Source organism: Pseudomonas sp. MIACH (genome assembly GCF_001269925.1).
Lineage (GTDB): Bacteria > Pseudomonadota > Gammaproteobacteria > Pseudomonadales > Pseudomonadaceae > Aquipseudomonas.
Genome location: NZ_LHVO01000018.1, coordinates 276,939 through 296,226, shown reverse-complemented (window position 1 = coordinate 296,226; position 19,288 = coordinate 276,939). Strand labels below are relative to the sequence as shown.

The following is a 19,288-nucleotide window of genomic DNA, read 5'->3' as shown; positions in this document are numbered from 1 at the left end:
ATGAACCTTAAACGCATGTTTCCCGTCATTGCCTTGGCTGCTGTGATGTCCCAGGCCGCAGAGGCCCGCGAACTCAAGGCCCTGGGTATCAGCATGGGCTCGCTCGGCAACCCCTATTTCGTGACCCTGGCCGATGGCGCCACGGCCCGGGCCAAGGAGCTGAACCCCAACGTCAAGGTCACCTCAGTGTCGGCCGACTATGACCTGAGCAAGCAGTTCTCGCAGATCGACAACTTTATCTCGTCCAAGGTCGACCTGATCCTGATCAACGCCGTCGACCCTTCGGCCATGGCCTCGGCGATCAAGAAAGCCCGCGATGCCGGCATCGTGGTGGTGGCGGTGGATGTTGACGCCAAGGGCGTGAATGCCACCGTGCAGACCGACAACGTCGAAGCCGGCAAGCTGGCCTGCCAATACCTGGTGGACAAGCTCTCCGGCAAGGGCAACGTGATTATCCAGAACGGCCCGCAAGTCACCGCCGTGACCGACCGCGTCAAAGGCTGTAAAGCCGCGTTGGCCGGCGCGCCGGACATCAAGGTGCTGTCCGATGACCAGGACGGCAAAGGCTCCCGCGAAGGCGGCCTGAACGTGATGCAGGGCTACCTCACGCGCTTCCCGAAAATCGACGGCCTGTTTGCGATCAACGACCCGCAAGCCATCGGCAGCGACCTGGCGGCCAAGCAGCTCAAGCGCAGCGGCATCATCATCACCTCCGTGGACGGCGCCCCGGATATCGAGAACGCGCTGAAGACCGACACCCAGATCCAGGCATCTGCCAGCCAGGACCCGTGGGCCATGGCGCAGACCGCGGTGAATGTCGGCAATGACCTGCTCAACGACAAGGCCCCGGCCGAAGCGGTGACCCTGCTCACGCCAAAACTGATCACCCGCGACAACGTCGGTACGTACAGCGGCTGGTCGAGTAAACATTGATAGCGTGAGAGGAACAGCGTCGTGGTGACCATGGATGACGTGGCAAGCAGGGCGGGGGTGTCGACGTCGACCGTGTCACACGTGTTGAACGGCACCCGCAAAGTCAGCCCGGCCACGGTGCTGGCGGTGCAGCAGGCGATCCAGGCGCTGGGGTATATCCCCAACACCCTGGCGCGCTCGCTGGCGCGGTCGAGTACCAACACGATTGGCGTGGCGATCTCGGCGCTGTCCAACCATTACTTCAGCGAGACGGTGCACGCGATTGAAACCGAGTGCGCCAAACACGGCTACATGATGCTGTTTGTCGACACCCACGACGACCCGGAGCAGGAGCTGCGGGTCGTCACGGCGCTGCATCATCGGCGGGTCGACGGTATTGTGCTGGCGCCGTCGAACGGTTCGATGGCCCTGGAATACATGCGCGCCAACGAGATTCCGACGGTGTTGGTGGACCGGATGATGAGCGAGCAGTTTGACCAGGTCGGGGTGGAGAATGCCCAGGCCACCCAGGCGCTGATTGAACACCTGATCGGGCACGGGCACCGCCGCATCGGTTTTATCGCCGGGCGCACGGGGTTCAGTACTACGGATGAGCGGGTAGCGGGTTACCGCGCGGCGTTGCACGCGGCGGGGTTGGCGTTTGATCCGCAGTTGCTGGTCAACGGCGGCTCCAACACTGAGCCTGCGCGCCAGGCCACGGTGCAGTTGCTGGGCCTGGCTTCGCCACCCACGGCGATCATGGCCGGCAATAACCTGATGACCCTCGGCGCGATGCACGCCTTGCGTGACGCGCAGCTTGAAGTGCCGAGACAGATGGCCCTGGTGGGCTTTGATGATTTTGACTGGGCGGATTTTTTCGTGCCGCGCCTGAGCCTGATCGCACAGCCGGTCAAGGCCCTCGGCGCCCGCGCGGTCGACCTGTTGCTGCAGCGCATGGCGTCGCCTGACGCACCGCCCCAAAGTGTGCGTCTCGCGCCGACCCTGCAGTTACGTAACTCCTGTGGCTGTCATTGATTGGAATAACACACGCATGAACAGTCCTGTTTCCCTGGGCATTGACCTGGGCACATCGGAACTCAAAGCCATCCTCATGGACGCCACGGGCGCGGTGCTGGCCCATGCCGGCGTGCGCTTGAGCGTGTCGCGCCGGCACAGCGGCTGGTCTGAACAGGCGCCGGAAGATTGGTGGCAAGCCTGCTTGCAGGCGTTGGAGCAACTGCGCAGACACGAGGCGTTTACCCGCGTGGCCTGTATCGGCCTGTCGGGGCAAATGCACGGCGCGGTGTTGCTGGGGGCGGACAACCGCGTGTTGTACCCGGCGATCCTCTGGGACGACTCCCGTGCCGTGGCCGAAGCCGAACGCCTTGGAGCGGGCTTTGCCGAGGTGACCGGCAGCCTGCCCATGGCCGGGCTGACCGCGCCGAAACTGCTGTGGTTGCAACAGCATGAACCCGAGGTGTTCCAGGCGATTGATTGCGTGCTGTCGCCCAAGGATTACCTGCGCTTGCGTTTGAGTGGCGAGCGCATCAGCGAGATGTCCGACGCAGCGGGTACGTTGTGGCTGGATGTGGCGCGGCGGCAATGGTTTACCCCCATGGTTCGCGCTACAGGCCTTACGCCTGAGCAATTGCCCAGGCTGGTGGAAGGTGGTGCGGCGAGCGCTTTGTTGACGGCCACGGGACTGGGCTTATCAGCTGACGTGGTGATTGCCGGCGGTGGTGGGGACAACCCTGTGGCAGCCGTCGGCATCGGCGCGGTCAACGCCGGTGATGGGTTCATCACCCTGGGGACCAGCGCTGCCATCGTCGCCATCACCGACCATGCGGCGGGCAATCCGGCCAGTGCAGTGCACAGCTTCTGCCACGCGCTGCCCAACCGCTGGTACACCATGGGCGCCATGCTCGCCGGCGCCAGTTGTTTGCGCTGGGTCACACGGCTGACGGGCATGGCCGATGAACAGACGCTGCTGGAGCAGGTGCAGGCGCAGTTGCCGATTGAGCAGCACGTGCCTTTGGGGACGCCGCTGTTCCTGCCGTACCTGGCCGGCGAACGCACCCCCCACAATGATCCTTTGCTGCGCGGCGGCTTCATGAACCTGGGCCACGACTGCACACCGGCGATGCTTGGTTATGCAGTGATGGAAGGGGTGGGTTTCGGCTTGCTGGATGCATGGTGTGCGGTGCAGACGACCGGCGCTGACGTGACCGCTTTTGCCCTGGTGGGCGGCGGCGCGCGCAGTGAGTACTGGGCGCAGTTGCTGGCGAATATCCTGCAGCGGGAAATCTTCACCTTGCAGGGTAGTGAATTGAGCGCGTGTATTGGCGCAGCGAAGTTAGGGTTTGTAGCGCTGGGGCAGGGGGCGCAGTTGCTGGCGGCGGGGATGCCGGTCAAGGCGCGGTATGAACCTGACCTGACGCAGCAGCCGGTGTTGGCGGCGCGTTATCGCAAGTTTCAAGGTTTACTGAGCGCCGCAAAGGCCCTTCACGACTAGCTTCCTGTGGCAAGAGGGGCTGTTGTGATGAGCAGGCTCGTTGTGGCGAACGGGCTTCCTGTGGCGAGCGGGCTTGCCCCGCGTTGGGCTGCGAAGCAGCCCCAATAAAGGCACCGCGTTTATCCAGGCACAATGAGTGGTCAGGTTTAGGGGCCGCTTCGCGCCCCAACGCGGGGCAAGCCCGCTCGCCACAGGAAGCCCACTTGTCACAACAGGCCCGCTCGCCCCAATGGGTCATAACCAGACAGCATCCCACAGTGGGTAATCGCCAATTCGCTCCACCAACCCTGCTCGCAGGGGGTTGGCGACGATATAGCGCGCCATTTTCCGAATATCGTCTTCAGCCCGCACCGCCCGGTCGTGGTAGCCACGCTGCCAGAATTTCTCCCGACTGCCACGGGCGTTGTTGATGCTCAAGGTGCTGCGCGACTTGGTCTGGCGCATCACATCAGGCAACGTCGTGCCATTGAGGTCGAGCAACCAATGAAAGTGGTCCGGCATGATCACCCACGCCAGCGAGTTGACCTGCCCTGAGTCATGAACCCTCTTGAATTCCGCGACTAATAACCGGCCCAGGCGAAAGTCGCGAAACAATGGATGGCGTTGATGCACGACAGCGGTGACCAGGTAGGCTCGACCGGTTTCTGAATAGCGACCACGACGTAACAGGTGAGAGTTTGGCTGGCGAGGCAATCCGTTGCTCCTTTCCATGGATAAGAAGCATTGACGCTAGCAGCGGAGGCGGAATAGCCGCGTTGAGTTGCGTATCCTTTTATTGCACAGCTAATTGTGGCGAGCGGGCTTGCCCCGCGTTGGGCTGCGGAGCAGCCCCAATAAAGGCACCGCGTTTATCCAGGCATAGTGAGTGCTCAGGTTTAGGGGCCGCTCCGCAGCCCAACGCGGGGCAAGCCCGCTCGCCACAGGAATCGGTGTGTTACGGGTCAGTCGTTGGTCAGCGGCGGTAAACGTCGCTTTACTGGGGTTTTCTTGACGATGGCGGTGTTGGTTTCGGCATAGGCGTTGATCCGATCCAGCAGGCTGTCGAGATGGTCCATGGTGCGCACGTGCAGGCGCGCGATGAAGCAGTCTTCGCCGGTGACCTTGTCGCATTCGGTGAACTCGGGGATCGCCTGGATCTGGCGCTCCACTTCCTGCAATTTGCCGGGCAGGGGGCGGATGCGCACGATGGCTTGCAGCAGGTAGCCGAAGTGCTTGGGGTCGATGTCGACGGTGTAGTGGGTCAGCACGCCGCGTTCTTCCAGGCGGCGCAGGCGTTCGCCGACGCTGGGCGAGGACAGCCCGGTGATGCCCGCCAGGGCCTTGAGGGATAATCGCGAGTCATCCATCAAGGCGGCGATGAGTTGCTGGTCGATGGTGTCGATCATGGTGTTCGCCTAATAAGAAAAGGTAATTTCGGGGTTTTGCCTTTTTTAGTCGCTGGAGCCGCTCACAAGCAGATTGCCATAATTGAGCCTCACTTGAGGAGCATCAATCATGGATTCATCCATCCGTCGCGGTTCGTGGGAAATGATCACCGCCATGCTGATTTCGGGCACCATCGGCTGGTTCGTGCTGGTGTCCGGTGTGTCGGTGATCGAAGTGGTGTTCTGGCGCTGCGTGATCGGTGGGCTGACCCTGTTGCTGGTGTGCGCGCTGCTGGGTTACCTGCGGCTGGACCTGCTCAATAAGGCCAAGCTCGGCCTGGCGATGCTCAGTGGCGTGGCGATTGTCGGCAATTGGTTGCTGCTGTTCGAATCCTATTCCCGTGCATCGATCGCCATCAGTACGGCGGTGTACAACGTGCAGCCGTTCATGTTGGTGATGCTGGCGGCGCTGTTCCTCGGGGAAAAGATCACCGTGCAGAAACTGGCGTGGCTGAGCGTGGCGTTCCTGGGAATGCTGGCGATTGTCACGGCCCATGGCGATCAGCCAACCGGCGACGATTACCTTGCAGGCATTGCCTTGGCGCTGGGCGCGGCATTGCTGTATGCGATTGCCGCACTGATCATCAAGCGTTTGAAGGACGTACCGCCGCATTTGATGGCGTTGATCCAGGTGACGACGGGCGCGCTGCTATTGGCGCCGCTGGTGCCCTGGCATAGCTTGCCGGTCATCACCAACGCCTGGGCGGCACTGGCGACGCTCGGCGTGGTGCACACCGGTTTGATGTATGTGTTGCTGTATGGCGCGATCCAGAAACTGCCCACCGCCATCACCGGCGCACTGTCGTTTATCTACCCGATTGCGGCGATCTTCGTCGATTGGATCGCCTTCGGGCATCGCCTGGGCTGGCTGCAATGGCTGGGGGTGGCGGCAATTCTGCTGGCAGCGGCGGGGTTGCAGCGGGGCTGGTGGTGGCCCCGCTCCCATAGGGTCAGTGCGTGCCCTGATAGATGAGATTTTCCGGGTTGAAATGCTCCACGGCACTGCCCGGTTGCGGCAGCCCCAGGATATGCCCCTTGATCTTGCCCACCACGTGCATCTCGCAGGGTTTGCAGTCGAACTTCAGGGTCAGCACTTCGTCGCCATGAATCAACTGCATCGGCGCGACCTTGGTCTTCACACCCGTAACACCCTTGGCCTGTTTAGGGCAGAGGTTGAACGAGAAACGCAGGCAGTGCTTGGTGATCATCACCGGCACTTCGCCGGTTTCTTCGTGGGCTTCGAAGGCCGCGTCGATCAGCTTCACGCCGTGACGGTGATAGAAGTCGCGGGCTTTCTGATTGTAGACGTTGGCCAGGAACGACAGGTGCGCTTCCGGGTACACCGGCGGCGGCGTGGTTTCGGATTTGCGCCCGCCACGCGGGTGTGCGGCAACACGGGCGGCGGTCAGCGCTTCGATCACTTCGCGGCGCAATGCCTTGAGTTGCGAGTTGGGAATGAAAAACGCCTGCGGCGCATCCAGTTCGATACGGGTGGCGTGATACTCGGTGGTACCGAGTTGGCCAAGCAGGTCGCGCAGGGTGTCCAGCGCCTGTTCCGGCTTGTTGGCCACGCCGAACGGGCCGGGCAGGGTGACGCTGGCGCAGATGCCTTCTTCGCTGGTGGCGGTGACTTCCAGCTGTTCTTCGCGCAAACGTGCGACCCATGACAGGCCGATACGGCGTTCGGCCGAGGTCTTGAGCAATGCCTGCTGCCAGTTGTGGTCCAGGTTGCGGTTCAGCGGGTGGTTGGGGCGCAACTGATGCAGGCCGGCCGGCATTTCATTCGGCTCGACGCGGTAGCGGTAGCGCTTCTCACCGTCTTCCTCGAACTCGCCCTTGGGCTCGGCGATGTTGGCGCGGAAACCCACCACTTCGCGCTTGACCAGCACATTGAGGCCGTCGCCGTTTGACAGCGGCTCATGAGTGATCACTTGCAGGTCACGCTTGCCGGCTTTTTCCACCACACCCACCGGCAGGCCGGTGAAGGTCGGGGTGTCGAAGGCGCCGATGTCGATCTTGCGGTCGCTGACAAAGTAGTCGGTGCTGCCACGGTGGAAGGTTTTTTCCGGGTCGGGCAGGAAGAAATGCGCGGTACGGCCGCTGGACGCGCGGGAGAGGTCCGGACGGTCTTCGAGGATTTCGTCGAGGCGCTGGCGGTAATAGGCGGTGATGTTCTTCACATAGCCCATGTCCTTGTAGCGGCCTTCGATCTTGAACGAACGCACGCCGGCTTCGACCAGGGCGCGCAGGTTGGCGCTCTGGTTGTTGTCTTTCATCGACAGCAGGTGCTTTTCAAAGGCCACGACGCGGCCCTGGTCATCTTTCAAGGTGTACGGCAGGCGGCAGGCCTGGGAGCAGTCGCCACGGTTGGCGCTGCGGCCATTTTGCGCGTGGGAGATGTTGCACTGCCCGGAGAACGCCACGCACAGGGCGCCGTGGATAAAGAACTCGATGGCGGCATCGGTCTCGTCGGCGATGGCACGGATTTCCTGCAGGTTCAGCTCACGGGCCAGGACCAACTGCGAGAAACCGGCCTGGTCGAGGAACTTGGCGCGGCCCAGGGTGCGAATATCGGTCTGGGTGCTGGCGTGCAGCTCGATGGGCGGAATATCCAGCTCCATCACGCCCAGGTCTTGCACGATCAACGCATCGACACCGGCGTCGTAGAGCTGATGGATCAGCTTGCGTGCGGCTTCGAGTTCGTTGTCATGCAAGATGGTGTTGATGGTCGTGAACACGCGGGCGTGGTAACGACGGGCGAATTCCACCAGTTGAGCGATATCGCTCACTTCGTTGCACGCGTTATGGCGCGCGCCGAAGCTGGGGCCGCCGATGTAGATGGCGTCGGCGCCATGCAGGATGGCCTCGCGCGCGATGGCGACATCGCGGGCAGGGCTGAGCAATTCCAGGTGATGCTTGGGCAAGGACATAGTTTTTTTAGTCAGGCTTGTCACGGTTGAGGCGGGCATTGTAGCCGTGAATTGCCTGACCGGCATCAACTCGGGCCTTGGCGGCCATCGCCGTGACTTCCACACGCATGCCGTCTACCGCCAGTGCAGCCACGCCAACCGCCGCGCGCACGGGCCAGGGCTTGGCGAAGAAGCGTTTGTAGACCTCGTTGAACGCTGCGCGGTCGGCCATATCGGTCAGATAAATGGTCAGGTGCATGACCCGGTCCATGCTGCTGCCGGCTTTTTCCAACGCCACTTTCAAGGCTTGCAGGGTGCATTCGCTTTGCAGCGTGATATCGCCCAGCTCCAGGCTGCCGTCGGCGCGAGTGGGGATCTGGGTGGAGACGAGGATGCCGTTGAAACCGATAACGTCGGAGGAAATCGACTCGGCATCCGGGTCGGGGGTGTAGGACAGGTCGTGGTTGGCCATGGGCGCCTCGTGCTGGCAGTGACAGAAAGGCACCCATGGTCCCCGAAAATACCCTCAGGGGCAAACCGCTGGCTTATACCCAGCGGCGGAACAGCACGCTGGCATTCACGCCACCAAACCCGAAGCCGTTGGACAGCGCATATTCCATCGGCATGGGCCGCGCATCACCGCGCACCATGTCCAACCCTTCGGCCAGGTCATCCGGGTTTTCCAGGTTGAGCGTCACCGGTGCGACCTGATCGCGCAGGGCAAGCACGGTGAAGATGGCTTCGATGCCGCCCGCAGCGCCGAGCAAGTGCCCAGTGGCGGACTTGGTCGAGCTGATCGCCAGGCGACCACCGGGCCCGAATACGGTCCTGATGGCCGCCAATTCGCCTTTGTCGCCCACCGGCGTCGAGGTGGCGTGCGCATTCAGGTACTGCACCGCGGACGCCTCGATGCCCGCCTGGCGCAAGGCCTGCGTCATCGCCCGGCGCGCGCCGTCACCGTCTTCCGGGCCAGCCGTCATGTGGTAGGCATCGGCACTGGTGCCGTAGCCCACCAGTTCTGCGATCGGCTGGGCACCGCGTGCTAGGGCGTGTTCCAGTTCCTCGATCACCAGGATGCCGGCGCCTTCGCCCATGACAAAACCGTCACGCGCCTGATCGAATGGGCGCGAGGCGCGCTCGGGTGCGTCGTTAAAGTCGCTGGACAAAGCCCGCGCCGCCGCAAAGCCGGCCAGGCTGACCCGGTGGATCGCCGCTTCGGCTCCCCCGCACACCGCCACATCCACTTCGCCTGCACGGATCATCCGCGCGGCGTCGCCAATGGCCTGCACACCCGCCGCACAGGCCGTGACCGGTGCCCCCAACGGGCCTTTCAAGCCATAGTTGATCGATACATGCCCGGCGGCCATATTGCTCAGGAACGATGGAATGGTGAACGGCGACAAGCGTCGTGGCCCTTTGCTGTCGGTGGTGCGTACCGCCTCAGCGATGGCCGGAAAGCCGCCGACGCCCGAGGCGATGATGGTTGCGGTGCGTTCCTGTTCTTGCAAGGTCTTTGGTGCCCAGCCGGCCTGCTTCAAGGCTTCATCGGCCGCCGCCAGTGCGAACAGGATAAAACGGTCCATCTTGCGCTGTTCTTTGGCCGCCAACAGGCGATCAGGATCGAACCCGGCTTCAGGATCCTGCAGCGCGCTCTGGACTTGGCCGCCGATGCTGATGGCCAGGTCACCGATGAGCTCTTCAGGCAGGCGACGAATGCCCGACTGCCCGTTCAACAGGCGTTTCCAGGTTGACTCAACGTCAGCACCCAGTGGCGTCAGCGCACCCATGCCTGTCACAACGATACGTTTACTCATGATCAATCGACTCCGGTTGCGTTGAGGGTTCAGACCCTATGGACGTCACTATCATGATGAAAGTAACATGGCGTCACACAATTTTGCACCGCCTCAAAGGAGCCCTATGCAGCGCAAGTCCCTGACCCGCGACGAATGCCCCATCGCCCGTAGCCTCGAACGGGTAGGGGAATGGTGGAGCATCTTGATCATGCGCGACGCGTTGCAGGGGCTGCGCCGCTTCGATGAGTTTTCGCGCAGCTTGGGCATTGCGCCGAACATGCTCACGCGCCGCCTGACGGCGTTGGTGGAGGCGGGAATGTTGGAGCGCAGGGCCTACAGCGAGCGACCGCCGCGCTATGAATATGTGCCGACCGCCAAGGGCGAGGATTTCCGCATGGTGCTGATGTCGCTGGTGGCTTGGGGCAACCGGCATTACGCCGAAGAGGGTACCAGTGTCGAGCTGGTCGAGCGGGACACGGGGCGACCGGTGCAGCCGATGTTGGCGAGTGCCGAGGGCCAGATCGTACCGTTGGATCACTGTGTGTTGCAGGCGGGCCCGGCCGCCAGCAGCGGTATGCGTGAGCGATTGGCTTCACTCGCTGCCAAGCCTTGAATCATGCGGGGCTGCACAAGAATTTGACGTCAGAAAATAATCATTTTTACGACGTAAAGTCGCGTATTTCACGGCCGATAGCCAATCAGAGAAGGTTTTTTCCGCAGCGCTGAGGGCAGGTCATGTTCAATAAAACACTCAAGACAGAACTGGCGACCAGGATGGCCGAAGTCACCGAGTACAAAGGACTGATCAACGCCCTGGAACGCTCCATGGCAATCGTCGAATTTGACCTCAACGGCAAGGTGCTGCGTGCCAACGACAACTTCCTGAAAACCTTGGGTTACAGCCGCGACCAATTGGCGAGCAAATCCCACCGGGACTTTTGCTTGCCGGCGCTGACCAACAGCCCGGCCTACAGCCAGTTCTGGGGTGAACTCAAGGCGGGCAAGTTCGTCTCTGGCACCTTCAAACGAGTGGATGCCCACGGCAAGACCATCTGGCTGGAGGCCAGCTACAACCCGGTGCTGGATGAGCGTGGCCAGGTGCTGAAAGTGGTCAAGTACGCGCTGGACGTCACCGCTAAAGTCGAACAGGAAGCGGCGACCCGCAGCAAGCTCGTGGCATTGGACCGGGCAATGGCGGTGATCGAGTTCGACTTGAGCGGGCAGGTACTGGACGCCAACGAGAACTTTCTGCACCTGATGGGATACTCGCTGGCCGAAATCAAAGGCAAGCACCACCGTCTGTTTTGCGAGCCGAGCTTGATCAACAGCAACGAGTACGCCGATTTCTGGCGACGCTTGAACAACGGTGAATTCTTCACCGGGCAATTCAAGCGTCTTGGCAAACATGGCCGGATCGCGTGGCTGGAGGCCAGTTACAACCCGGTCTACGACGGCGACGGCAAGCTGATCAAGATCGTCAAGTTCGCCAGCGACATTACCGAGCGCGTGGAGAAATTCGAGGAAGACTCTCGCGGCGCCTCCCGGGCTTACCACATCTCATCCGAGACCGAGCGGTTCGCCGAGCACGGTACCCAGGTCATCCAGGAGACCGCCAGTGAAATGCGCCGCATCGCCGACAACATCGGAGCCTCGGCACGATTGGTCGGCCAACTGGGCGATCGCTCGGAGCAAATTACCGCCATCGTCAATACCATCCGCGGCATTGCCGACCAGACCAACCTGTTGGCGCTCAACGCTGCCATCGAAGCTGCCCGCGCGGGTGACCAGGGCCGTGGTTTTGCGGTGGTCGCCGATGAGGTCAGGCAACTGGCCGGGCGTACCAGCCGTTCCACCGCGGAAATCGCTGAGATGATCGGCATGATCCTCTCCGAGACCCGCGATGCGGTGACGAGCATGAACGCCACCCAGGAAGGTGCGCAACGCGGGGTGAACCTGGCGGACCAGGCAGGTTCGGTGATCCTGCAGATCCGCACCAGCACCAGTGACGCGGTGCAGGCCGTGAGTATGTTCGCGTCCAAACTGGATGAGTCGGAGGTTATTCCCAAGACTGCCGTCGGCTGGGTGGGATAATTCCCGCGTACCGACAGGCTTACCTGCACGGGCAGGGCTCAGACCAGGCCCAGTGCTACTTTCTCCTCGAAGTCAGCTTTTAGCTCGGTCTGCCACGCCAGCAGTCGAGCTGGATCGCAGATCACCTCAAACAATGCCTGATGCACGGCATGATTGGGTTCTGCCGCGCAAAGACGCTTGGCCATATCCAACACTTCCCGATCAAGTTCCTGGGTTGTCAGGGCGGCCTTTTTATCCACCTGCCAGCGCTCCAGCCAGCGCTGGACCCGACGGTATTCGGCGCGCACTTCTTTGCTCCAGCGTTCGCTCAGATTGAACACGCCATTCAGGTTGACAACCCTTGGTGCATCAATCGGGTCGATGCTTTCCAGTTCAACCTTAAGGTCGACCGGCAGCAGCTTCAGCGCAAACTTTCCCGCCGGTGGCCGTTTGTAGGGATGGAACCACTCTTGAAACGAGCCATCTGTGTGGACCTTGTCCGTTCCTTTATTCGGGGCTTCGTTGCAGTCGTCGCACATCGGGATGAGGTTGTCTTTGCACACTGACAACATCGGGAATTGCGCTTTGGCTACCCAGTGATCCACATGCGCCTTGCCCAGTTCAGCCCCACACACCACGCACGCCTCGCGAGCATCGGGATGGTCGTCGACTTTGTGAATCTGCTGAAAGTCCTGCTTGAAGAACTTGTAGGTAACCTGGCTGGGCTTGTCGTCAGTGGCATTGCCCGCGACACCATAGGGCAATCCCTCGCGCAACCCTGGCGAGTAGAACGCTTCCATCAGTATTTGCAGCGCGTCCCAGTCGGCATCGGTCTGGAATGGTTTTTTGATCGGGAGCACATGGGTGTTGGGCGTCAATGAAAAATAGCCCGACACATCGCTGGTTTTCATCACCCACTGTTTCAGGTTGTTTTTGTCGCTGACGCTGAGATCGGCCAATCGAATGGCGTGCGTCAACAGCGGTGTTTTACCCACCTTTCGCCCCAGAAAGTGCCAGAGCCATTTACCCTCGATCGGCGTGTCCAGTGCCTTGATGAGTTCTGCTTCAGTGAGTCGGCCGCTATGGACCGTGGGTTCACACAACCACAAGGCAAAGGTGTGCATCATTTTCTGGCAGGCTGCCAACGCCGGTGCCCACTTGCTGTATTGAATCGGCTTAAGCATCCGATTTGCCCTCGTAATGTTGCTTGAGCAACTCAAGGACACCGTTGCGCATCGCACCGTCTTTCAAGCTTGGCAGCAGTTGCTTCAATGCCCTGACCTCGTCATCTTCCTTCCAGCGGTTCAACAGCACCCGCAGTTCCGAACGGTGGAAACCCGTGCCCAGGTGCGCAATCAAGGTTTCGACGCGGGCAATGTCCTCAGCCAGCGGTACTTGGATACCTTTCACCTCGTCCAGGAATTTCTCGATGCGAGCCTTCGCCCGTGAACCGATGCTGTCCTTGGCCTTGAACACCGACATCAACAGCGCCCCAGGCTCGGTGCCGAAGGTGCGTGTTTTTAATGTGCCGGCGCGGGAGTGACCGGTGCTGTCTTTGGCGATGAAGATGACTTCCTCGTCAAACACGTCGGACAACACAATTGACGAATGGCTGGCCACCAGCACGGCGCTGTTGTCCCTGCCCATGGCGTGCTCGATGATGCTGACAATTTCGCGCTTCCAGCTGTCATTGAAATGGGTCTCGGGTTCGTCCAACAGCAACAGCGCATCAGGCTCGCCGGCCAGCAGATAAAACAGCGCCCAGCGCCGCAGGACCATCTGTTCGCCGTCCGACATTTCGCTGTAGGCCATGATGCCTTGGTCGTGGAGGGCGTCTTCGCGACTGGTTTTGCCATCGCGACGAATGCACATCTCAAGATCGCCAACCAAGCCCAGGGCCATCCAGCGGATCAACTCATGGAAGCGACTGAATGGACTTTGGCTGGCTTCCCCAAGCATCAGCGCCAGTACGTCGCCCTGATGTTGAATGTCCTGGTTGTGAAAGCGTGCGTCGAAACAGGACGTTCGCGTAGCAGGCACATCTCCTTCGATATCGAAATAAACCCTGCGCAAGGAGCGATTCGGATGGGGGATTGCAATCACATCACCGGCCATCAGCAGCAGGTCATGGATTTTTTTCTGGAACGCGGGCGGCGCGTCCTTCACTTTATCCAAGTCAATCAGCAGGCCCACACTGACCAATTGATGCCAGCCTGCTGTTTGCAGCAGCGCGACCAACCGAGGCTCTCCCTGGCCGCTGCGGGTAACCAGGCTATCGTGCAGCGCCACCGCCAGCAGGGCTGCATCAGGACGATTGTCGCTCAGCAGGAATGGCCGACTGAGCAGGTCACTGGCATCCCGGTTGGTATACGCCAAGGGGCTGGTTGGCGGGCTCGGCAACTCGTTGAGCCGAACGCTGCTCTCATCGTAATGAGTCCAGCCGGCCGGGCGCTCCAGGCCCTGGCCGTACAGTTCGTGATCGTTGACATCGGGGAGTGCGTCGGCGCTGAGAGGGGGTTGCCAGATGGCTTGCCAAGGCCTCCACGACCCGGAGGTGTAGGCGAGGACCTTGGGCAGCAGATCTTTCACGCCCTGGGGAAAGCTTCCCCTTGGTACCCGCGTGACGAATCCAAGTGACTCATGCCCACCCGTGCGCAACACGTCAAGGGACTCTGAAAAGACCGCTTCGGCGCAATACTTGGGAAAAGGGTTTTTCGTGCGCTGCCAGATGGCGGCTTCGCTTTGTTTGCCAGGGTTGTCGAAGACAACTTCGCAGAACTGTTCATTGGCCCCCAACTCATAGATCAGCGTAAACGGAAAACCGGGCAGTTGCCCGTCCGCCATCGCCAGGAAAATCGCGGAAATCGCCCTGAGCAGGTGGCTCTTGCCACTGCCGTTAAGCCCGGCGATGAAATGGATCCCGCAACGGTTGGCTTCATCACCCAGCACCGGCCAGGGCGCCTTGTTCGAGAAGCAGATCTGTACGTTGGACAGGGGAGGGTAACGATCGATACTCAGATAGCGCAGGCGCATTTATAACCCCAGCTCGGCTTCGAGAATGCTTGCTCTCAATGCTTTGGCATCCCGCGATGCCAGGCCGTCCTTACTGCGCCAATCCTTGCTCTGCCGATAGGCGCGAAACGCCGCCAGATAAGGTGCTGCATTCCCCTTGGCGCGGGGCGGCAGGCTGATGTGCTGGATCAAGCCCAGCGCGCATAGTTGTTCCAGGGTTCGGCGAACCTGGCTAGGACTGACGTACTGATGCAAAGGGTTCAGGGCTTGCGAGGTGCAGAAGGCTTCGAAGCTTTCAGGATCGTCGACGATCAGCGCCTGGCTGCGCCCACGCAGCCCGCGCCATACCAGGCGTTGGAGCAAGGACAGTTGTTCAGTCGCCGTGGTGCGGTAGGCGCGTCTGAACGCGCTGGATAGGACCGTTGCGGCCTCGATGTCATCGTCTGGTAGTGATGGCGCGACATATGCCGGTGAAGGCGCGCGCCAACGGGTGGACAGCTTGCCGTCGAACGCGTCGCGCGCGAGTGCATGATAGAGAACGCGGGACTTTTCCAGGGCGTCCTCGATCCTCTTCACGGGCACGGCGTCAAGTATGCCAACGATGCGGCGCTGCTCGGCCAAGCGGGGCAGTGCGACCTTCATGCGTCCCAGCTGGTACATGTCGTCGAGGCGCCGCTCGGGCGTCACGGCCAGGTCGAACCAAGCAGATCTGAACAACGAGACGAGGTAGTCAGCGCTGACCCCTTTCCTTGGGCGCAACACGGTCAATGTGCGCGCGGCGAATGTCGGTACATCCCCCTTGGGCACTACGCCCACGTGGCCATAGGTAACCCGGTCGGGATGGGCGCCGAGCAGCAGGTCGCCGCTGCGAACTTCACGGCCAGGGTTGGGCATGTCGTGAAAGCGCACCAATGTCGGCCGCAGGTGAGGGGCCATAAGATCACGCTGGCTAAAGAACGCCACCTCGGCATCGGCGGCGTACTCTGTCTCGGTTTCGTCATAGTCAGGGTTGACCCGAACGATGTCGGCCAACGTCAGCAAGGCCCAGCCGGGCCCTGGTGGCCCTAACATCAGCCGCGACGCCAGTTCACGCTTGAGGTGACGGACCCTGTCTACGGCGTCCCGATAGGGGCGCACACCGGCCTGCTCCAGCACGTCGACGATATAGCGCTGCTCGTCCATCGATGGCAGCGCGATATGCAGGTTGCGAAAAAAACCATGGGGCAAGGTTGGCTGGCTGAGCGTTGAGGTGTTACTGCGCGCGGCTTGCTGGCGCAGCCAGGGCTGCTGGAATACATGCCATAGGTAACGGGCAGATACGTTGGGGCCGGGGCGCAGAACGCTCATCTGAGGCCCGAAACCCACGCCGTGTTGCAGTTCGCCGACCACCGCCGATACCCAGCGTCCTGACGTGACGCCGGCGAACAGCATATCGCCCTGGCGAAACATGGCCGTGCCTTCAGGTACGTCTGCCAGCAAGCGCTGGCTGCTGTTCAGGATTTCGCCGGTTTCATCGTCAATTCCCGCGTAGTCGACATAGTCGACGGACAATTCATCGGCAGGCAGGCTGTACCTCGGATTGAGCTTGCACAGATGCAACAACGGCACTTCCCGCCAAGGGGAAACGCCACTCATCGGCCCGCCTCCAGCAGTGAGCGCAGGCCGTCCAATCGGCCGAGAATGTCTTGCTCGATCGCGCGCAGCTCATCAATCAGCGCCAACGTGCTGGCGCCCTGGGGAACCCTCGGCGCTTCAGGCCAGCGGTAATCATTGAGGTCCAGGCTCCATTGGTTGGCCTCGATACAGTGGGGGGCGAGGAAACCTTCCTGCAGCACGCCGTCGACATACAGCCGGTGTGCCATCTCAGCGGTATATTCCGGGCGTACGCGCTGGGCTTCGTCATGGGAGCCCTTGATCTGGCCGTTAAGGTCTTGCCAATCGGGTTTCGACAGCCACTCGCGAACAGGCACTCGCCATTGCTTGGTGGCGTGCGCCCGGTTTGGGAAAAACTGCATGAACCGAGGGCCCGGAACACTGCCCTCCAGGTCGTTGGTAGACAGCACAACGAGGTCGTTCACAACGTAGTCGTGGCCGGGCTGTTTAGTGTTATCCAGCGGCTGATAATACACATCGCTTTTCAGCCGCTTATTTCGCTGCCGAAAGTGCACCATGGCGTCGTACAGATCGTTTTTTTCCTCTCCTGCGTCGTAGAACCATACGCTGCTGGTCAGGGGCTCGATGCGGGTGTCGGGGTCTGACGCGTTTTCCGAATCCTGGGCTTTTTGGAAGACCAGCAAGGCGACAGGGGTAGAGACCTGCGGCAGTGTTCCGGGCGGCAGCAAAATCACGCCCTCGATGACATGCCGCACGAGCAATTCGTGACGCAATCTGCGCTGCGCCGGCGTAGTTCCATGGAGCACGCCCTGGGGCACTACCAACGCTGCACGGCCCTTGACTTTCAGCAAGTCGAGGGCGCGCCAGATGAACAGCAGCTCAAGCCTGCGGGTGAGTTTATTTTTTTCACCGAATGCGGCAGGCGGCAGATAACCCGCCTGGGCTGGCAGTGCATCATCGCCGACGTTGCCCAGTGGCAGGTCACACAGGACGTAGTCGTAATGACCGCTTCCCAACAACCCCTTGACGGCCAGGCCGTCGAGCATCCTGGAAACACTGTTACCGGTGTGCAACTGCGCAGGGCCGAGGTTGTGCAAGAACAGGCTCATCCAGCCGATGCGTGCCAGCGAGTTGTCGGTGTCTATCCCCACTGGGAGTCTGTGCGAAGCGGTGTCGCGGTTGTTCATATAGAGTTCGGCGTCGACCAATAACCGCGCCGTACCCACGGCGGGGTCGATCAACCGGGCTCCGGGCCTGGGGTCGAGCAACGACACCATAAATCGCGACAGCCGCGGTGGCGTGCTGTTGAGCGAGTTTCCGCCGACGGCGGCGAGGCTGAGCAGATCATCGAATACCTTGCCGGCCGAGCGTGCCGCGAGCGGTCTTTTTTCGACGAAGTTGAACAACCGGTCGACGGCCTTCAATAGCGAAACCAGGGCTTCGGGCTTGGTGGCTTCCAGCTGGAAGTAGGCGTCGCTGAACAGACCATTCAAATCCAGGCGTTTCTTCTCGGCCCCGTCTTGAAAAACATCGAAATGGCGTAGACGCGGAAAGGCGATGCCCGAGAGGTAGGGGGCGGGGTCCCCGTTCTTCAGTAGCGCCGTCCACGACCGGTCAAGACGCCGATGCTCCAGATACTTGAGCAGAATCAGGCAGGCAATTTGCTCGACGGCGACCTGAGGCGAAGACGCGAGGCCGGAGGCCACGAGGATATTCCACAGCGCAACGGCTTGATTAGGGGCGTGTTCAGTCGACATCGGAGTCCTTTTCGATAGGTGTGGCGATCCAGGCGCCAAGCATAGAGGCAAATAGCCAGAATTGGCAGTCATCGCGCGGCGAACTGACGGTGCGAGTGGCTGAAAGGCAGGCCCGGCAACGTGCGGGTGGTGGGGCGGTGAATCGAAGGAGGAGGGGGATTGCCCCCCTCGTTCCTCCTCGGTATTACTCTTTTACATCCATGAACTCTTCAGCCCACGCCACGTAACTCTCCGGCAACGTGTAGGTGTGCGTCAGCTCCGTAGCGCTGAGGTTCGACGTGCTGTGGGTCAACTGGCGCTGGGCTCGCAGGCTGTCGTAGGTGGCCTTGATCGCCGCAAAATACGCGCCGTGGCCGGCCACCACCACACGCACGCCGAGGCTGGCCAGGCGTTGCGCGTCATTGAGCTTGGGGTTGCCGTAGGTCACCAGCATCAGTGGCACCGTGAGGTTTTCGGCGATCTTTTCCAGGTGTTCGAAGTCGCTGACACCGACCATGCAAATCCCATCGGCACCGGCCTTTTGATAGGCCAGGGTGCGCTCGATCACCGCTTCGGTCGGCAACACCCCGGCGTTGGTGCGGGCGATGATCGACAGCTCGGGGTCGACACGTGCTTCCAGGGCAGCCCGGACTTTGCCGATGCCTTCCTCGATGGAGATCAGGTCAGTGGATTTGCGCCCGAATTGCGCCGGCAGCAGCGTGTCTTCGATGGTGAGCGCGGCGACACCGGCACGTTCGAGCTCTTCGACCGTGCGCATCACGTTCAGGGCGTTGCCGTAGCCGTGATCGGCGTCTGCAATGAACGGCAACTGAGCGACGCGGCCAATCCTGGTTGCCTGTTCGACGAACTCACTCAGCGTGATCAATGCGAAATCGGGCGCCGCCAGGACCTGCAACGAGGCGACAGAGCCCCCCAGGATGCCAACTTCGAAACCCAGGTCGGCGGCGATGCGCGCGGACATCGGGTCAAAGACAGAAGCGGTTTCAACGCACGCGGGCGTTGCAAGCAGTTCACGGAAATTACGACGCAGGGCTGAGTGGGACTTTTTTGGCATGGTCTTTCCTGGTACTGGCCATCGTCGACATTCGATCAAAGCCTATGGGTAGACGTGCGAGATTACCATGTAGGAAAACGTAGGATTATGACTTTTTAGAATGGGGGTGGCTGGGAATAGCTGGTTTTAAGTGATTGAATTGAGGATGACCTTTTTCATTTACGTCCAATAATTACTCTTTTTAGTTACGTTATCGAGACATGAAGGGGGCCATGCGCCAGGCCCTAC

The 19,288-nt window shown here is 61.1% G+C and carries 15 protein-coding genes and 1 pseudogene; 6 read left to right on the top strand and 10 right to left on the bottom strand.

Features of this window, described 5'->3' with window-relative positions:
* The 3 genes from AD670_RS07660 to xylB are packed head-to-tail and all read left to right on the top strand — an operon-like array spanning window position 1 to window position 3,424.
* Window positions 1-933, top strand: a complete 933-nt coding sequence (locus tag AD670_RS07660) for an ABC transporter substrate-binding protein (RefSeq protein ID WP_053130046.1) — start codon at window positions 1-3, stop codon at window positions 931-933.
* A 21-nt stretch (window positions 934-954) separates the two neighbouring features.
* Complete coding sequence (locus AD670_RS07655; protein ID WP_053130043.1) at window positions 955-1,947, top strand: LacI family DNA-binding transcriptional regulator; 993 nt, start codon at window positions 955-957, stop codon at window positions 1,945-1,947.
* 16 nt (window positions 1,948-1,963) lie between these two features.
* A complete protein-coding gene (gene xylB, locus AD670_RS07650) occupies window positions 1,964-3,424 on the top strand; it encodes a xylulokinase (RefSeq protein ID WP_053130041.1) in 1,461 nt (486 codons plus the stop codon).
* Window positions 3,425-3,658: 234 nt separating this feature from the next.
* Here xylB and AD670_RS07645 read toward each other — a convergent pair whose 3' ends face one another.
* Both AD670_RS07645 and AD670_RS07640 read right to left on the bottom strand, forming a co-directional pair.
* Complete coding sequence (locus tag AD670_RS07645) at window positions 3,659-4,117, bottom strand: transposase (RefSeq protein ID WP_145338106.1); 459 nt, start codon at window positions 4,115-4,117, stop codon at window positions 3,659-3,661.
* Window positions 4,118-4,365: 248 nt separating this feature from the next.
* Complete coding sequence (locus tag AD670_RS07640) at window positions 4,366-4,809, bottom strand: Lrp/AsnC family transcriptional regulator (RefSeq protein WP_053130035.1); 444 nt, start codon at window positions 4,807-4,809, stop codon at window positions 4,366-4,368.
* A 109-nt stretch (window positions 4,810-4,918) separates the two neighbouring features.
* Here AD670_RS07640 and AD670_RS07635 point away from each other — a divergent pair, with 109 nt between their 5' ends.
* Window positions 4,919-5,821, top strand: coding sequence for a DMT family transporter (locus tag AD670_RS07635; RefSeq protein WP_053130032.1), 903 nt, complete (start codon window positions 4,919-4,921; stop codon window positions 5,819-5,821).
* On the opposite strand, the gene AD670_RS07630 is transcribed toward AD670_RS07635, so the two are convergent.
* The 3 genes and pseudogenes from AD670_RS07630 to fabF form a co-directional block, all read right to left on the bottom strand.
* On the bottom strand, window positions 5,799-7,778 hold the full coding sequence (locus tag AD670_RS07630) for a U32 family peptidase (protein ID WP_053130029.1): 1,980 nt from the start codon (window positions 7,776-7,778) through the stop codon (window positions 5,799-5,801). The two genes, AD670_RS07635 and AD670_RS07630, sit on opposite strands and share 23 nt — an antisense overlap.
* A gap of 73 nt (window positions 7,779-7,851) precedes the next feature.
* A pseudogene (locus AD670_RS07625) lies at window positions 7,852-8,229 on the bottom strand (RidA family protein); the annotation flags it as partial.
* 73 nt (window positions 8,230-8,302) lie between these two features.
* The gene (fabF, locus tag AD670_RS07620; RefSeq protein WP_053130023.1) at window positions 8,303-9,571 is read right to left on the bottom strand and encodes a beta-ketoacyl-ACP synthase II; all 1,269 of its coding nucleotides are present in this window, start codon (window positions 9,569-9,571) and stop codon (window positions 8,303-8,305) included.
* 106 nt (window positions 9,572-9,677) lie between these two features.
* On the opposite strand from fabF, the gene AD670_RS07615 reads away from it, so the two are divergent.
* Together AD670_RS07615 and AD670_RS32145 are read left to right on the top strand one after the other, a co-directional pair.
* Window positions 9,678-10,166, top strand: coding sequence for a helix-turn-helix domain-containing protein (locus tag AD670_RS07615; RefSeq protein ID WP_053130021.1), 489 nt, complete (start codon window positions 9,678-9,680; stop codon window positions 10,164-10,166).
* A 122-nt stretch (window positions 10,167-10,288) separates the two neighbouring features.
* Window positions 10,289-11,644, top strand: coding sequence for a PAS domain-containing methyl-accepting chemotaxis protein (locus tag AD670_RS32145; RefSeq protein WP_053130018.1), 1,356 nt, complete (start codon window positions 10,289-10,291; stop codon window positions 11,642-11,644).
* 38 nt (window positions 11,645-11,682) lie between these two features.
* Here the strand turns inward: AD670_RS32145 and AD670_RS07605 are convergent, their stop codons facing one another.
* The 5 genes from AD670_RS07605 to AD670_RS07585 form a co-directional block, all read right to left on the bottom strand.
* A complete protein-coding gene (locus tag AD670_RS07605) occupies window positions 11,683-12,807 on the bottom strand; it encodes a hypothetical protein (RefSeq protein WP_053130014.1) in 1,125 nt (374 codons plus the stop codon).
* Window positions 12,800-14,656 carry an AAA family ATPase gene (locus tag AD670_RS07600; protein ID WP_053130011.1) on the bottom strand — a complete coding sequence of 619 codons (1,857 nt, stop codon included), beginning with the start codon at window positions 14,654-14,656 and terminating at the stop codon, window positions 12,800-12,802. Before AD670_RS07600 ends, AD670_RS07605 begins: the two co-directional genes overlap by 8 nt.
* Window positions 14,657-16,270, bottom strand: a complete 1,614-nt coding sequence (locus AD670_RS07595) for a hypothetical protein (RefSeq protein ID WP_053130008.1) — start codon at window positions 16,268-16,270, stop codon at window positions 14,657-14,659.
* Entirely contained in the window at window positions 16,267-18,006 is a 1,740-nt protein-coding gene (locus AD670_RS07590; RefSeq protein ID WP_053130005.1) for a class I SAM-dependent DNA methyltransferase, read from the bottom strand. The genes AD670_RS07595 and AD670_RS07590 overlap by 4 nt, the downstream gene beginning before the upstream one ends.
* A gap of 184 nt (window positions 18,007-18,190) precedes the next feature.
* Window positions 18,191-19,060, bottom strand: a complete 870-nt coding sequence (locus tag AD670_RS07585; RefSeq protein WP_053130002.1) for an oxaloacetate decarboxylase — start codon at window positions 19,058-19,060, stop codon at window positions 18,191-18,193.
* Window positions 19,061-19,288 lie beyond the last annotated feature (228 nt).

Coding starts and splice junctions, on each gene's coding strand:
- AD670_RS07660 (WP_053130046.1), top strand. CDS start 1: ATGAACCTTAAACGCATGTTTCCCGTCATTGCCTTGGCTGCTGTGATG.
- xylB (WP_053130041.1), top strand. CDS start 1,964: ATGAACAGTCCTGTTTCCCTGGGCATTGACCTGGGCACATCGGAACTC.
- AD670_RS07640 (WP_053130035.1), bottom strand. CDS start 4,809: ATGATCGACACCATCGACCAGCAACTCATCGCCGCCTTGATGGATGAC.
- AD670_RS07635 (WP_053130032.1), top strand. CDS start 4,919: ATGGATTCATCCATCCGTCGCGGTTCGTGGGAAATGATCACCGCCATG.
- AD670_RS07630 (WP_053130029.1), bottom strand. CDS start 7,778: ATGTCCTTGCCCAAGCATCACCTGGAATTGCTCAGCCCTGCCCGCGAT.
- fabF (WP_053130023.1), bottom strand. CDS start 9,571: ATGAGTAAACGTATCGTTGTGACAGGCATGGGTGCGCTGACGCCACTG.
- AD670_RS07615 (WP_053130021.1), top strand. CDS start 9,678: ATGCAGCGCAAGTCCCTGACCCGCGACGAATGCCCCATCGCCCGTAGC.
- AD670_RS32145 (WP_053130018.1), top strand. CDS start 10,289: ATGTTCAATAAAACACTCAAGACAGAACTGGCGACCAGGATGGCCGAA.
- AD670_RS07605 (WP_053130014.1), bottom strand. CDS start 12,807: ATGCTTAAGCCGATTCAATACAGCAAGTGGGCACCGGCGTTGGCAGCC.
- AD670_RS07600 (WP_053130011.1), bottom strand. CDS start 14,656: ATGCGCCTGCGCTATCTGAGTATCGATCGTTACCCTCCCCTGTCCAAC.
- AD670_RS07595 (WP_053130008.1), bottom strand. CDS start 16,270: ATGAGTGGCGTTTCCCCTTGGCGGGAAGTGCCGTTGTTGCATCTGTGC.
- AD670_RS07590 (WP_053130005.1), bottom strand. CDS start 18,006: ATGTCGACTGAACACGCCCCTAATCAAGCCGTTGCGCTGTGGAATATC.
- AD670_RS07585 (WP_053130002.1), bottom strand. CDS start 19,060: ATGCCAAAAAAGTCCCACTCAGCCCTGCGTCGTAATTTCCGTGAACTG.